We start from the raw sequence: 14,311 nt of genomic DNA on the forward strand, positions 1-14,311 counted from the left end.
TCAACTCGCTCGTTCATATCGTTCAGCCCCCCTGCAGACCGGCGTCGAGCACGGCCCTGGCAATGGGTGCGGCCACCGAACCGCCGGTGGCTGCCAGCGCCCGATCCCCGCCGTTCTCCACGATCACCGCGATGGCGATCTTGGGGTTCTGCGCGGGCGCGAAGGCGATGTACCAGGCATGCGGCGGCGTATTGCGCGGGTTGCTGCCGTGCTCGGCGGTTCCGGTCTTGGACGCGATCGTGTATCGGGACTGGCGTGATCCGACGGTGTTCTCCTCGGAGGCGACCATCAAGGAGGTCAGCTGAGACGCTACCTGGGCGCTCACCGCCTGTCCGACGGAGACCGGCTTCGTCTTGGACAACACGCTCAGATCCGGTCCCTGCGTCGCGTCGACCAGGTACGGCTCCATCCGAACCCCGCCGTTGGCGATGGTCGCGGCGATCACCGCGTTGTCCAGGGGGGTGAGCGCCACGTCGCGCTGACCGATGCTGCTCTGGCCGAGCGCGGCGTTGTCGGAGATGGTGCCGACCGTGCTCTCCGCCACCGGGATCGGGATGCCGCGGTGCGGGCCGATGCCGAACGCGGCGGCCTCGTCCTTCAGGTTCGCCGCGCCCACCTTGATGCCGAGCTCGACGAACGCGGTGTTGCAGGACAGCCGGAAAGCCTCGGTCAACGAGGCCGTCGGGCCGGACCCGCAGTTCGAGCCGTTGTAGTTCTCCAGCGTGGTGCTCGTTCCTGGCAGGGTGATGTTGGGCGCGGCGGTGAACTGGTCGTCCGGCGTCGCGACGCCGTTGGCCAGCGCGGCCGCGGTGACCACCACCTTGAACGTCGAGCCAGGCGGGTAGGTCTGCGAGACGGCCCGGTTCAGCATCGGCTGGTCTGGATCACGGCTCAGCGACTCCCACGCCCGCGTGGTCGCGGCGCCGTCGTGCCCGGCCAGCAGGTTCGGGTCGTAGCTCGGGGTGGACACCATGGTCAGGATCTTGCCGGTGCTCGGCTCGATGGCGACCACCGAGCCGGTGTAACCCTTTGCGGTGAGCTGCTCGTAGGCGACCTGCTGCATCACCGGGTTCAAGGTGGTCAGCACGTTGCCGCCGCGCGGATCGCGGCCCGAGACCAGATCGATGAGGCGGCGACCGAACAGCTGGCTGTCCGAGCCGTTGAGCACCTGGTCCTCGGAGCGCTCGAGTCCGGCGCTGCCGTACTGGATCGAGTAGAAGCCGGTCGCCGGCGCGTACGCCTCCGGGTCGGTCGGGTAGGTGCGCAGGTACTTGTAGCGGTCGTCGGTCTCGACCGAGTTGGCCAGTACCGTGCCGCCCGCCGAGATCTGGCCGCGCTGGCGCGAGTACTCGTCGAGCAGCACGCGCGAGTTGCGCGGATCGCTTCGATAGTCGTCGGCCTTGATGACCTGTATGTAGGTGGCGTTGGCCAGCAGCGCGACGACCATCACCATCACCGCGACCGCGACCCGCCGTAGAGGAGTGTTCATTCCTGCGGCCTCGATTCCGAGCGGCGCAGCAGCTCGGTCGGTGCGTCCGCGATCGGCGCCGGGTCCTTCTTGCGCGCGGGCGCCGGTGCGCGGGCCGCGTCGGAGACCTTGATCAGCAGCGCGAGCAACGCGTAGTTGGCCAAGAGCGAGGAACCGCCGTACGACATGAACGGTGTGGTCAGACCGGTCAGCGGGATCAGCTTGGTGACGCCGCCGACCACGACGAACAGCTGGACGGCGATGGTGAACGAGAGCCCGGCCGCCAGCAGCTTGCCGAAGCTGTCGCGCACGGCGAGGGCGGTGCGCAGGCCGCGCATCACGAAGACGAGGAACAGGATCAGCACCGCGGTGAGCCCGATCAGGCCGAGCTCCTCACCGATGGTGGTGACGATGAAGTCGGTGTTGGCGAACGGCACCTGGTTCGGCCGTCCGCTGCCGAGCCCGGTGCCCGCGAGGCCGCCGGTGGCCAGGCCGAACAGCGACTGCGAGATCTGGTACCCGGTGTTGTGGTAATCCGCGAACGGGTCGAGCCAGGTGTTGGTGCGCACCCGCACGTGGCTGAACGCCTGGTAGGCGAAGACGAACCCGATGACGAGCAGGCTGCCGCCGATGATCAGCCAGCCGACCCGCTCGGTCGCGATGTAGAGCATCACAAGCACCGTGCTGAAGATCAGCAGCGAGGTGCCGAGGTCCTTCTCGAAGACGAGCACCGCGATGCACACCACCCAGACCACCAGGATCGGGCCGAGGTCGCGGGCGCGCGGGAACTCCATGCCGAGCATGTGCCGTCCGGCGGTGGTGAACAGGTCGCGCTTGGCGACGAGCACCGAGGCGAAGAAGATGATCAGCAGGATCTTGGCAAACTCGCCGGGCTGCACGCTGAATCCGGGCAGCCTGATCCAGATCTTGGAGCCGTTGGTCTCCGAGTACGCACTGGGCAGCAGGGCGGGAATCATCAGCGCGACCAGCCCGACCAGGCCGAGCGTGTAGCTGTAGCGGGCCAGCGTGCGGTAGTCGCGCAGCACGATCAGCAGCGTGACGAAGACGACCATGCCGAGCGCGGTCCACAGGATCTGCTGGTTGGCGTCGGGGGAGGGGATCGGGTCGGAATTGAATTCCGCGTTCTGCGCCGCGCCGAGATCGAGGCGGTGGATGAGCACCAGGCCAAGACCGTTGAGCAGCGCGACGATCGGCAGCAGCAGCGGGTCGGCGAACGGCGCGAACCGGCGCACGGCCAGGTGCGCGATGCCGAACAGGGCGAGGAAAGCGAGGCCGTACTTGGCGATGTCCCAGGTGACCGACTGTTCCTGGCTGGCCTCGACGAGGAAGAGCGAGACGGTCGTGATCAGCGCGGCGAACCCGAGCAGAAGCAGTTCGGCGTTGCGTCTGGTGGACGGAGGCGGTGCTGGAGCGAACCCGCCCGGGGGACTCGGGAAGGCCCCCGCGGACGGTGGTGCCGGTACGGACATCAGTCCGTCACCCGGCAGTTCTCCCCCGAGATCTGGGGGTTCGGCGCCGGGGTCGTCGTCGGCGCCTGCTCCACCTTCGTGGGTGTCGCCGCGTCGGTGCCCCCGGTGTCACCCGGGTCGGTGGTCGGTGCGGGGTTCGGCGTAGGGGCCGGCGCGACCGGACCCGGCGCGGGCTCGCCGGGCGGCACGACACCGGGCTGCGGCACGCCGGGCTGCGGCGGCTGGGTGGTTTCCCGCGCCGGACACGGCGGCAACAGCTCCTGCTGGGCGAGCAGCCGCATCTGCTCCTCGGCCTTGCCGAGGGAACCGGGCGGCAGGCCCGCGTTGACCTTGTCGCGACCGGTCTGCTCGAGATCGCTGACCCGCAGCTGGCGGCAGCCGGACGGCAGATCCGATCCGGACTTGACGATGGTCAGGTCGCCACCACGGTCGACGCAGCCGACCGTGTCCACGTCGTGGATCGAATACCCGAGCACCGAACCGGGCAGCCCGCGCATGATCACGACCTGGCCGTTGTCCGCGCCCACGTAGTAGTTGTTGCGGATCATCTTGTAGCCGACCAGCAGACCGACGGCGACGGCGACCACCAAGGCGACCGCGAGCATGATCCAGCGCAGCCGATGCGACTTGCTCGGCGGCGGCGGTTCCGGCGCGGCGGCCCGGCGCGGCGGTGCGGCGCGCGGCGGACGCATGGCCGCGGCGCGACCAGCGGCGGTGTTCGGCGGCGGGGTGTCCTCGTCCTGACCGGAGGCGGCGCCCGCGACGATCGGGTGGCTCTGGCCGTAGTCCAGATCGATGACGTCGGCCACCACCACGGTCACGTTGTCGGGACCGCCGCTGCGCAACGCGAGTTCGATGAGTCGGTCGGCGCACTCGTCGGTGCTGCCCTCGCGCATGGTGTTGGCGATGGTCTCGTCGCTCACCACGTCCGAGAGACCGTCCGAGCACAGCAGGTAGCGATCGCCCGCGCGGGCCTCGCGCATGATCAGCGTCGGCTCGATCTCGTTGCCGGTGAGGGCGCGCATGATCAGCGAACGTTGCGGGTGGGTGTGCGCCTGCTCGGGCGTGATCCGGCCCTCGTCGACCAGCGACTGGACGAACGTGTCGTCGCGGGTGATCTGCGCAAGCTCGCCGCCGCGCAACAGGTAGGCGCGCGAATCGCCGATGTGCACGAGCCCGAGTTTCTTGCCCGCGAACAGGATCGCGGTGAGCGTGGTGCCCATGCCGTCGAGCTCGGGCTCCTCCTCGACCTGATCGGCGATGGCGGCGTTGCCCGCCCGCGTCGCCGCGTCGAGCTTGCCGAGCAGATCGTCGCCGGGCTCGTCGTCGTCGAGATGCGCCAGCGCGGCGATCATCAACTGCGACGCGACCTCACCCGCCGCGTGTCCGCCCATGCCGTCGGCCAGTGCGAGCAGGCGGGCACCCGCGTAGACGGAATCTTCGTTGTTGCCTCGGACCAGACCGCGGTCGCTGCGCGCTGCGTAGCGGAGAACGAGTGTCACGATCGGAGCTCGATCACTGTTTTGCCGACACGGACGGGAGTGCCGAGCGGAACCCGCACGGCGGTGGTGACTTTCGCACGGTCCAGGTAGGTGCCGTTGGTCGAGCCGAGGTCTTCGACGTACCAGTCGTCACCGCGCGGGGACAGTCGCGCGTGTCGGGTGGAGGCGTAATCATCGGTGAGCACCAGCGTCGAATCGTCCGCACGCCCGATCAGCACCGGTTGGGTGCCGAGTGAGATGCGAGTGCCGGCGAGTGAACCTTGAGTCACCACAAGATATTTGGCGCCCTTCTGGCCTCGGCTGAAGGAAGGCAGCACCGCGGAACCGCGTGCGGCCCTGGGCTGGATCCGTATGCCGGATGCCGCGTAGATGTCGCTGCGCAAGGTCCGCAGGACCGCCCACACGAACAGCCACAACAGCAGCAGGAACCCCGCACGGGTCAATTGCAGGATCAGTCCCTGCACGGCGTTCCACCTCCTGTTCGACCGTAGGTATGTCGGTGCCGTAGGTGCGGTTCGACCCACCCCCACGGCCTGCCGGGCTTGCCGGCCCCGGTTTCGGGGCCGCGCGCGTTGGCAGCATCATAGGGCTGTCAGTCGATTCCGATCACGATACGACCGACCAAACCGTGAGAGCCATGTCGTGACCTGCACCGCGAGCTTACGGGATCAGACGATACGGATGAGGATCTCGGAATGCCCGGCGCGGATCACATCACCGTCCGCGAGCTGCCAATCCTGGACCGGGGAGCCGTTGACCAGCGTGCCGTTCGTCGAACCGAGGTCGGACAGCATAGCGGTCTGGCCGTCCCAGCGGACCTCGATGTGGCGGCGCGAGACACCGGTGTCCGGCAGCCGGAAGTGCGCGTCCTGACCTCGGCCGATGATGTTGCTGCCCTCGCGAAGCTGGTAGGTGCGGCCGCTGCCGTCGTCCAGCTGGAGGGTGGCCGAGTAGCCGGAGCCCGCGGCGGCGGCGCCACCGCTGTACGACGGCGCGGCGTAACCCGCCTGCTGGCCGCCGTAGCCGGACTGTTGCGAGTAGGCCTGGCCGTAGCCCGCCTGCTCCTCGGAACCGTAGCTCGGGTCGGCGTAACCCGGCTCGCCGTAACCGGGCTCCGCGTAGCCCTGCTGGCCGTAGCCCTGCTGGCCCGCGTAGCCCTGCTGGCCGTAGTTCTGGTCGGCGTAGCCCTGGTCACCGTAGCCCTGCTGCTGGCCGTAGCCCTGCTGACCGTAACCCGGTTCGCCGTAGCCGCCGCCCTGCTGGCCGTAGCCGGGCTCCTGGTAGCCCTGCGCGCCGTAGCCCTGGTCGCCGAAACCTTGCTGGCCGTAGCCGCCGCGCTCGCCGTAGCCCTGCTGGCCGTACCCCTGATCGGCGTACCCGCCCTGCTGGCCGTAACCCTGGCCGCCCTGCTGGTAGTCGTAGCCGTTCTGGTAATCGCCGTATGCCTGCTGCGAATCCGGCGCCTGGTATTCCGAGGCGCCATAAGGCGCGGCGCCACGCCCGTACTCGTCGCGGTACGCACCGTTCTGGGGACCACCGGCCCGCCCGCTTGGCGGAGGTGCGTACCCGCGATTGCGTGGATCGGACTCCGCGGGCTCACGGCTCGGGTCGTAGCCAGAGTTCTGCGTCATGGGGCCAGCTCCTGGTTGCGGGTTTGCAGGTCGTTGTGGCGTGGGTTCCGGGCTTCGAGCGGGTGCAGCTCGACGGCCGACGTCCGGATCGACGCGGCCGCTCGCCCTGAACTGTCCGGTGTGCAGCGTAGGTGATGCCTCGAACGCTACGTGTACTTCGCCATAGGTCTGCCACCCTTGATCGCGGATGTAGTCCTGGAGGTGCTTGGCGAACGCGCGGGTCGTGAGGTCGTGATCGGCGTCCAGTTGCTGGTGGTCGGAAGAGTTGATGGTGATCACATAGCTGTTCGGAGCCAGCAGGTGACCACCGCCCACGTCCTGGACGTGATCGGCGGCCTCTTGCTGCAGCGCCGCCTCCACCTCCTGGGGCACGACGCTGCCCCCGAAGACCCGGGCGAACACATCACCGACGGCGCCCTGCAGGCGACGCTCGAACCGCGAAACGATGCCCATCTCGGCCTCCCTTCGGTGAGCGTCTTCCTATGTCATTCCCAGCTTCATAACAACGACACACGCGCATGGCGTGTCGTCCGACGAACACGTTCATTGCATGATATCCACGATCCTCCACACCTGTAACTCTTGGAAATCCCAGGAGGTTCCCCTGATGCCCATTAGGCATCACAAGCCCCACTGAGCAGCCGATTTCGTTTCTCGACCGGCCGCGTGATAGTGTTCCGGAGTCGCTCGGGCGAGTGGCGGAATGGCAGACGCGCTGGCTTCAGGTGCCAGTGTCCTTCGGGACGTGGGGGTTCAAGTCCCCCTTCGCCCACGTCAACTCGATAAGAGGCTCATGCTCACTGAGAGCATGAGCCTCTTCTCGTTTCTGTGTGTTTTGTGGGGGTGCGACCCCCACACCCCGCCTGGGGGCTCTGCCCCCTAGCCCCCCGTTTGGTAGGTGCCGAGTGGGCGCTATTTGGTAGGTGCCGAATGGGGCTTTGGTGGCGGAGCGGATCGACTCGATGGGTGCCGAGTAGTAGGGCTCTGGATCTGGTGGCCGCCCCGTGGGGCTTCGGCCGTTGGTCACTGTTCCCGCAGGATTGGCGCGGCGAGTCCTCGGCGCTGAACGAGTGCGTTGCTTCGTGGTGCCCGCGGGTGGGGTCGAGGTGGATGGCCTTATCTATATGTGTGCGTCGCGGGCGTGCGTGGGGCTCGTGTGGTTTGGGAACCGGTTGCAGGGGGTTCGACCGGAAATATGGTGGTGGGATGGGTTGATTCCTTGTAGGAACCTGTTCTAATTTTGGGCATGCGTAGATACGAGGGTCGTCGGGTTGTCGTCACCGGAGCTGGGTCGGGGATCGGGCAGGGGATCGCCCTGCGGCTGCTCGACGAGGGGGCGCAGTTGGTGGGGGTGGACATCGATCGGGCGGGGTTGGATGTCACCGCTGAGAAGGCGGGGGAGGCGGGGGAGCGGTTTCGGGCCGTCGAGGTGAACATCGCCGATGTGGAGTCGGTGCGGGCGGGGACGGCGGCGGCGCTCGAGTTTCTCGGCGGGCTGGACGTGCTGGTGAACGCGGCGGGGATTCTGCGGCCCGCGCGGACGCACGAGATGCCGTTGGACGCGTGGAATCAGGTCATCACGGTCAACCTGACCGGGACCTTCCTGATGACGCAGGCCGCACTGCCCGCGCTGGTGGAGTCGGGGCACGGGGTGGTGGTCAATCTGTCGTCGACCGCGGCCTACAGCGCGGCTCCCTATCTCGCGGCGTACGCCGCGTCGAAGGGCGGGGTCAGCGCGTTCACGCATTCGATCGCGCTCGAGTACGCCAAGCAGGGGTTGCGCGCGGTGAACATCGTGCCCGCGGGCATCACGAGCGGCATCACCACCAAGTCGATCCTGGACCAGCCGGAAGGTGTGGACTACAGCCTGTTCGCACGGCTGACCGGGTGGCTCAACGGCGGCGCGCTCGGCACGCCGGAGGACATCGCGGGCGTTGTCGCGATGGTCGCCTCCGACGACGGTCGCTACATGACCGGCACCGAGATCCGCATCGACGGCGGCGCGCTGATGTGAGCGAGTTCGCGGGGGCGCGCACTCCAATTTCGTAAGTCCTACGGGCAGCATCGCTCGCGTGCGCCGACAGACTGGTCCGTCGGCCTGGCATCGTCGACCGGCTCCCCCTGGTGGTCGCGGCGGCGGCGCGCTTCGCCGCTTCGAGTTCTTTGCGCTCGGCGGCAAGCGGGCGCGGCAGCATCGCAGGCTGTGGCTGGTGAGCTGGTGGTCAACAGCATCTCGGCGGCCCGAGCGGAAGGACGGTTGCCGGTGTTTGTGGGTCGGCTGACAACCTGTGGATATCCCCGGCCTTCCTGTGGAAAACGTGTGCGGCGCAGGCGATGTGGGCGAGCTGGGGACAACTCGAACCGTCGCCTGTGAAAGTCCTTGCGCGCCAGCGTGAGTGCGTTGTCCACACCGGCGGTACGCCACATTCTGCTGGTAGATCGAATATTCTCGAAGCGCCGACCGCAGGCGCGGCCTGTGGATATCCGGGTGGGAACACGGAACCGCGCCCGCTCACAATGACCTACGTGCGTTTATCCACAGGTTGTGTGCGGCGCGGTGCTCAGCCCGCCGCTTCCGGCATCGCCGTGTGCCGTGTACCGCCGCGGATCTCAGCGGCCTTCGGGCCGGTCGCGAGTCCGCGCTCGACGACCGCCAGGGCACGCGCGATCGCCAGATCCCGCACCTCGGGATCCTGCTCGGGCAGGGCCCGCTCGATGAGCAGCGACGCGATGCCGTGCACCGCCGACCATGCCGCGAATTCGGCGTCCGGCCGGTGCTCGGGATCGGTGAAGCCGATCTCGACGAGTTCGTCGAGCAGCTTCGAGAGCAGGTCGAAGGCGGGGGAGTTCCAGTTCTCCGAGCTCTCTTGCTCGCTGTTGCAGAACGCCGTGCGGAACAGGCCGGGTTCGCGCAGCGCGAAGACGATATAGCCGCGCCCGACCGCGAACAGGCGGGTCACCGCGTCGGCGTCGGGCGGGAATGTCTTGATGGTCTCGGCCATCGCGTCGAACAGGCTCTGCTGCGCCTGCTCCTGCGCGGCGCCGAGCAACTGCTCGTGATTGGTGAAGTGCCGATAGGCGGCGGTGGGCGTGACGCCGACCCGGCGCGCGGCGGCCCGCACGGTGACCGCCTCTGGTCCGCCGGTCTCGGCGAGTTCGGCGGCCGCGCGCACCAGGGCATTGCGCAGGTCACCGTGGTGATAGGGCCCTTCTCGCTCGGATCTCGTCATCTCCTCGATGTTGACACTCGCACACATCGATGGCAAGTTAACGCCCATAAAGTTTACGTATGCCAACATGCTCGCCTGGAGGCTCGACATGTTCGAACGACTCGGCCGCTTCGTCGCCCGACACGCCCGCTGGATACTCGTGGCGAGCGTGCTCGCCCTGATCGCGGGTGGCGCGCTCGGCGTCACCGCGTTCAGCAAGATGCAACCCGGCGGTCAGGAGGACCCGAACGCGGAATCCAGCACCGCCACAGCGCAACTCGCCGACAAGTTCGGCGCCGACACCGACTACGTCTTCCTGATCCGCGCCGAGCAGGGCGGCGTCGACGCCGAGGCGACCGCGGGCTTCGGCAGGGAACTCGCGCGCAGGCTGGCCGCCGACGACCGGCTCACCAACGTCGTCTCGTACTGGGACACCGGCTCGCCTGCGATGCGGTCCGCGGACGGCACTGCCGCGGTCGTCCTGGCCGGCGGCGCCGACCAGGACCCGACCAGGGCGACCGAGATCGCCGAGCATGTCGTCGCCGAATACCGCTCGGACGGGCCGATCGCCGACGTCCAGGTCGGCGGCAACAACGCGATCTTCCACGCCATCACCGAGCAGATCGGCAAGGATCTCGGCATCGCCGAAGGCATCGCGGTGCCGCTCATCCTCGCGCTGCTGGTGCTCGCCTTCGGCAATGTGGTCGCCGCGCTGCTCACGATGGTGGTCGGCGGCGTCGCGATCCTCGGCACCTTCACCGAGCTCTCGATCCTCGGCTCGGTGACCGACGTGTCGGTCTACGCGGTGAACCTGACCACTGCGCTCGGCCTCGGCCTCGCCGTCGACTACGGATTGCTCATGGTCAGCCGCTTCCGGGAACGGCGCGCGGCAGGCGCGTCGCCGGACGACGCGGTGGTCGGCGCGGTCGCCACGGCCGGGCGCACCATCGTGTTCAGCGCGGCGACCGTCGCGGCGGCGCTCTCCTCGCTGGTGATCTTCCCGCAGTACTTCCTGCGCTCGTTCGCCTACGCGGGCATCGGCGTGGTCGCCATCTCGGCGGCGGCCGCCGTGCTCACGCTGCCCGCGCTGCTCGTCGCGCTCGGCGCCAAGGCCGACGCGTGGAAAGTGCCCGGCGTGCGCGGCATTCGCGGTGACGCGGCGCCGTTCTGGGCGGGAGTCGCGGGCTTCGCGATGCGGCGACCGCTGCTGACCGGCGTTCCGGTGGTGGCGGCGCTGCTGCTCGCGGCGGCTCCGCTGCTGAACGTACAGTTCGGCACCCCCGACGATCGGGTGCTGCCGACGAGCACCGAGGTTCGTCAGGTCGGCGACGCGCTGCGCGAGGATTTCGGCGGCGGCGACAGCAACGCCCTTTCCGTGGTCACCACCTCCGGCGTCGAGGCGGGCCCGCTCGCCGAGTACGCGGCGGCGCTCTCCCGCGTGACCCACGTCACCCAGGTCGATTCCAGCGCGGGCACTTTCGTGCGCGGTGAGCGCACCGCGAGTTCGCCCGCGGACGCCAGGTTCGCCAAGCCGGACGCGCAGCGACTCACCGTGCTCACCGAGCTCGACCGCGATTCGGCCGAGGCGCGCGAACTCGTCGACCGGGTGCGCGACGTGCCAGCGCCCGCGACGGCGCTGGTCGGCGGTCAGGTGGCCGAGCTGCGCGACAGCCTGGCCTCGATCGGGTCGCGATTGCCGGTGGCGGTGGCGTGGATCGTGCTCACCACCTTCGTGTTGCTCTTCCTGTTCACCGGCAGCATCGTGCAGCCGCTGCGGGCGCTGCTGTCGAACGTGCTGAGCCTCGCGGCCACGCTCGGGTTGATGGTCTTCGTCTTCCAGGACGGGCACCTGTCGGGTCTGCTCGGCTTCACGCCCGCGCCGCTGGACGTGTCGATGCTGCTGCTGTTGTTCTGCATCACCTTCGGGTTGTCCATGGACTACGAGGTTTTCGTGGTCAGCCGGATCAAGGAGATGCACGACAGGGGCGCGTCCACCCGGGACGCCGTCGTCGAGGGACTCGCGCGCACGGGCCGGCTGGTGACCACGGCGGCGGCGCTGATCTCGATCAGCTTCCTCGCGTTCGTCACCAGCGACGTTCGGTTCATCCAGTTCTTCGGGCTCGGCGCCGGTTTGGCCATCCTCATCGACGCCACCCTGGTGCGCGGTGTGCTGGTTCCGGTGGCGATGCGACTGCTCGGTCCGGCGGCCTGGTTCGCGCCGCGCCCGCTGCGGTTGGTGCACGCGCGGCTCGGCCTCGCGGAAGCGTGATCCAGGCCACTTTATTCCGCGCCGCCGAATGCGTCCGGCCGAGTTTTCGAGCTCGGCCGGACGTGGTCGTTTCATTACCGGAAACCGGCCCGGTCCTGGGCTTTCGCCCCGCTGAGCGAGATGGTGAGGCGAAGATCACACGGGCGGTTTCGGTTGCGGTTTCGGTGCTGGGGTATCGCTCGATGTTCGGTCGCTGGCGGCCAATTGCGCGTCTGGCAATCATCCGGATCGGCTTGATGCGTGTACACCGTATGCCGCCCCGGCGGGGTGGGAATCTTGTTTATTCGGCCATAAACATACTTGGGGTCGCTTTGAGCTTCAAGAACGTATGGCAACCCGAAAACCAGTTGACAAACTACCTGGTAGATGCGCCGGGAGGATTACATACCGATGTGCGCGAGCCGCTTCGGCTAACCATTACGTAGCCAATTGTTCGGTTCGCGGACAGGTTTCAGTAGTGGTTTTCAACTCCGCTTCGGAGGATCGTGGATGGGTCGAAATCCGACCGTCCGAGCGGCAGCCACGAGTTTGCTGCGAGTCTGAAAAACCGTGTGGTCAGAGGGGTTTGCTGGCGCGCTGCTTTATACGCTCGACACCGGCGTGGAGGGTTGCGCGGGCATAACGATTGTGTAGAGTTGACGGCAACGCTGGCCGCAGCTCGAGCACGACTCGCTGCGGCCAGCGGAACTCAAATGGGGGATATCGCAACCGATCCGTGACACGGCGTTGCTGCCGATTGTCCGAAGCGTTTCCAGTCAGCGTGTGCCCGGGGTTGTCTGCCAGCGTTCCGCCGGAGTGATCTCCTCGATCGCCGAACTCGCCGTCGCATCCTGTGCGAGGGCCGCGCGACGCCCCGCGCCGAACACGTACGCGAAGAACAGCGCCTCCGCCGCGAAGCCGATCCCGATCCGCACCGGGGCCGGAAGCGGGCTCGGCGTCACGAAACCCTCCAGCAGCCCCGAAACGAACAGCACGCCGACCAGACCGAGCGCGATGGTCGCCGTTGCCCTGCCCTGCCGGGCGACCGCCTCGATCCGGCTCAACCGACCGGGGTCGACGAGCGTCCAGCCCAGCTTCAGTCCCGCACCGCCCGCGACGAAAACCGCGGTCAGCTCCAAGGTTCCGTGCGGGAGGATGAAACCGAAGAACGAATCGAGCCGATCGGCCTCGGCCATCAGACCGGCGGTGATGCCGACGTTCAGCGCGTTCATGAAGAGCAGATACACCGCTGGCAGGATCAGCACGCCGGTGAACAGCGCGATCGCCGCCACCCACGCGTTGTTGGTCCACACCTGCGCGGCGAACGCGTCGTTCGGGTGTTCGGTGTAGTACGTCTCGAAGGCCCCGCCCGGCGCGGTGATCGCGGAATTGTCTCCGCTGATGCCGAGCAGCTCGCGGGCGCGGCCCGACCCCTCGATCCAGATCGCGAGCCCGGCCGTGACGGCAACGAACAGCGCGGCCACCGACGCCCACCACGGCCACGCGCGGTAGACGGCGGCCGGGAAGCGGTGGGTGAAGAAATGGGCGATCTCACCCCACGTGTCCGCTTTGGTGCCGAGCACCCGTCCGCGCGCCCTGGCCAGCAGGGCGCTGAGGCCCGCGATGAGTTCTGGGTCGGGACTGTGCGACTGCAACCGGGCCAGCTGCTGGGAAGTCCGCCGGTACAGCGCAACCAGTTCGTCGGACTCGGCGCCGGTCAGCTTGCGCCTGCGCGACAGCTGGTCGAGCCGGTCCCAGGACCGCCGGTGCGCGTAACTGTATGCGTCTACGTCCATATCGGTTGCCTCCCACTACCGCCGGTCGCAAGAATGCTATCGAGATGGCTGAGTTCACCACCGGCGAAGCGGTCGCCCTCGAGCTTCCGATCGCGCGGATACCGACGCGCGCCACCGCGTTCCTCATCGACCTGGTGGCGCAACTGACGCTCGGCGTGCTGCTGATGGCGCTGGCGGGCGTCCTGGTCGTGCGCGCGGACGCCGACTCGGCGTGGGTGGACGCGATCATGCTGGCGACGGTCGTCGTGGTGCTCGTCGGCTATCCGGTGGCGTGGGAGACGCTCAGTCGCGGCCGGTCGCTCGGCAAGCTGGCGCTCGGGCTGCGGGTCGTGCGCACCGACGGCGGACCCATCGACTTCCGGCACGCCATGACGCGCGGACTGGCGGGCGCCATCGTCGATTTCTGGATGCTCGGCGGTTTCGGCGCGATCGCGGTGATCACCTCGATGTGTTCGCCGAACGCCCGCCGCGTCGGTGACGTGCTCGCGGGCACCGTCGTCGTGCACGCCCAGCGCGGCCTGCCCGCCCCCGCACTGGCTTTCGCGCCCCCTTGGCTGGCGGGTTGGGCCGCCCGCCTCGACCTCTCCGGCATCCCCGAGGATCTGGCCCTCGCCATCCGCCAGTACCTGACGCGATTGCGCACCCTGACCCCCGCCGCCCAGGCGAGCCTCGGCCACGCGCTCGTCACCGCGCTCTGCGCACAGCTGCGCGTGCCTCCTCCCCAGGGCTACCCGCCCGTGCAGATACTCGGCGCCATCGTCGCGGAACGCCAACGCCGCGCCCTCACCCCACCCGCGCCGGGCCTGGTCCGCGTGGCGTAGTCGCTCTCACGCGCCGCTTTACGCCGGGCCTCGTTCGTTGTCAGGCAGTCGCCCTCGCGCGCCGCTTGCGCTGGGCTTCGTTCGTGTCGCGTAGTCGCTCTCACGCGCCGCTTGCGCTGGGTCTCGTTCGTTGTCGGGCAGTCGCT

The 14,311-nt window shown here is 68.3% G+C and carries 11 protein-coding genes and 1 tRNA gene; 5 read left to right on the top strand and 7 right to left on the bottom strand.

Annotation, left to right across the window (positions count from 1 at the left end):
* Positions 1-22: 22 nt before the first annotated feature.
* The 5 genes from NAM01S_RS17120 to NAM01S_RS17140 form a co-directional block, all read right to left on the bottom strand.
* Positions 23-1,489: a peptidoglycan D,D-transpeptidase FtsI family protein gene (locus tag NAM01S_RS17120; RefSeq protein WP_067786384.1), complete on the bottom strand. Its 1,467-nt coding sequence runs from the start codon at positions 1,487-1,489 to the stop codon at positions 23-25.
* A complete protein-coding gene (locus NAM01S_RS17125; protein ID WP_067786386.1) occupies positions 1,486-2,958 on the bottom strand; it encodes an FtsW/RodA/SpoVE family cell cycle protein in 1,473 nt (490 codons plus the stop codon). The genes NAM01S_RS17120 and NAM01S_RS17125 overlap by 4 nt, the downstream gene beginning before the upstream one ends.
* Entirely contained in the window at positions 2,958-4,460 is a 1,503-nt protein-coding gene (locus NAM01S_RS17130) for a PP2C family protein-serine/threonine phosphatase (RefSeq protein ID WP_067786388.1), read from the bottom strand. Before NAM01S_RS17130 ends, NAM01S_RS17125 begins: the two co-directional genes overlap by 1 nt.
* A complete protein-coding gene (locus tag NAM01S_RS17135; protein WP_067786390.1) occupies positions 4,457-4,924 on the bottom strand; it encodes an FHA domain-containing protein FhaB/FipA in 468 nt (155 codons plus the stop codon). Before NAM01S_RS17135 ends, NAM01S_RS17130 begins: the two co-directional genes overlap by 4 nt.
* Positions 4,925-5,128: 204 nt before the next feature.
* Positions 5,129-6,544, bottom strand: a complete 1,416-nt coding sequence (locus tag NAM01S_RS17140; RefSeq protein ID WP_067786392.1) for an FHA domain-containing protein — start codon at positions 6,542-6,544, stop codon at positions 5,129-5,131.
* A 236-nt stretch (positions 6,545-6,780) separates the two neighbouring features.
* Here NAM01S_RS17140 and NAM01S_RS17145 point away from each other — a divergent pair.
* Positions 6,781-6,863: transfer RNA gene (locus NAM01S_RS17145), tRNA-Leu, on the top strand.
* A gap of 474 nt (positions 6,864-7,337) precedes the next feature.
* Positions 7,338-8,105 carry an SDR family NAD(P)-dependent oxidoreductase gene (locus tag NAM01S_RS17150; protein WP_067786394.1) on the top strand — a complete coding sequence of 256 codons (768 nt, stop codon included), beginning with the start codon at positions 7,338-7,340 and terminating at the stop codon, positions 8,103-8,105.
* 547 nt (positions 8,106-8,652) lie between these two features.
* Here NAM01S_RS17150 and NAM01S_RS17155 read toward each other — a convergent pair.
* Complete coding sequence (locus NAM01S_RS17155) at positions 8,653-9,348, bottom strand: TetR/AcrR family transcriptional regulator (protein WP_253798931.1); 696 nt, start codon at positions 9,346-9,348, stop codon at positions 8,653-8,655.
* Between the two features lie 40 nt (positions 9,349-9,388).
* Here NAM01S_RS17155 and NAM01S_RS17160 point away from each other — a divergent pair, with 40 nt between their 5' ends.
* Positions 9,389-11,569 (top strand): MMPL family transporter, encoded by a 2,181-nt coding sequence (locus NAM01S_RS17160; protein WP_253798929.1) that lies wholly within the window; start codon positions 9,389-9,391, stop codon positions 11,567-11,569.
* Positions 11,566-11,994, top strand: a complete 429-nt coding sequence (locus NAM01S_RS35060) for a hypothetical protein (protein ID WP_157107771.1) — start codon at positions 11,566-11,568, stop codon at positions 11,992-11,994. The genes NAM01S_RS17160 and NAM01S_RS35060 overlap by 4 nt, the downstream gene beginning before the upstream one ends.
* Before the next feature lie 330 nt (positions 11,995-12,324).
* On the opposite strand, the gene NAM01S_RS17165 is transcribed toward NAM01S_RS35060, so the two are convergent.
* Positions 12,325-13,344 (bottom strand): stage II sporulation protein M, encoded by a 1,020-nt coding sequence (locus tag NAM01S_RS17165; RefSeq protein WP_067786400.1) that lies wholly within the window; start codon positions 13,342-13,344, stop codon positions 12,325-12,327.
* Between the two features lie 44 nt (positions 13,345-13,388).
* On the opposite strand from NAM01S_RS17165, the gene NAM01S_RS17170 reads away from it, so the two are divergent.
* The gene (locus tag NAM01S_RS17170) at positions 13,389-14,165 is read left to right on the top strand and encodes an RDD family protein (protein ID WP_067786402.1); all 777 of its coding nucleotides are present in this window, start codon (positions 13,389-13,391) and stop codon (positions 14,163-14,165) included.
* Positions 14,166-14,311: the final 146 nt, after the last annotated feature.

It is taken from the genome of Nocardia amikacinitolerans NBRC 108937 (genome assembly GCF_001612615.1).
Classification (GTDB): Bacteria; Actinomycetota; Actinomycetes; order Mycobacteriales; family Mycobacteriaceae; genus Nocardia; species Nocardia amikacinitolerans.

What these genes read in the sequence shown, in the direction of transcription:
- NAM01S_RS17120 (WP_067786384.1), bottom strand. Translation starts at nt 1,489, where the DNA reads ATGAACACTCCTCTACGGCGGGTCGCGGTCGCGGTGATGGTGATGGTC.
- NAM01S_RS17125 (WP_067786386.1), bottom strand. Translation starts at nt 2,958, where the DNA reads ATGTCCGTACCGGCACCACCGTCCGCGGGGGCCTTCCCGAGTCCCCCG.
- NAM01S_RS17140 (WP_067786392.1), bottom strand. Translation starts at nt 6,544, where the DNA reads ATGGGCATCGTTTCGCGGTTCGAGCGTCGCCTGCAGGGCGCCGTCGGT.
- NAM01S_RS17150 (WP_067786394.1), top strand. Translation starts at nt 7,338, where the DNA reads ATGCGTAGATACGAGGGTCGTCGGGTTGTCGTCACCGGAGCTGGGTCG.
- NAM01S_RS17155 (WP_253798931.1), bottom strand. Translation starts at nt 9,348, where the DNA reads ATGTGTGCGAGTGTCAACATCGAGGAGATGACGAGATCCGAGCGAGAA.
- NAM01S_RS17160 (WP_253798929.1), top strand. Translation starts at nt 9,389, where the DNA reads ATGCTCGCCTGGAGGCTCGACATGTTCGAACGACTCGGCCGCTTCGTC.
- NAM01S_RS17165 (WP_067786400.1), bottom strand. Translation starts at nt 13,344, where the DNA reads ATGGACGTAGACGCATACAGTTACGCGCACCGGCGGTCCTGGGACCGG.
- NAM01S_RS17170 (WP_067786402.1), top strand. Translation starts at nt 13,389, where the DNA reads ATGGCTGAGTTCACCACCGGCGAAGCGGTCGCCCTCGAGCTTCCGATC.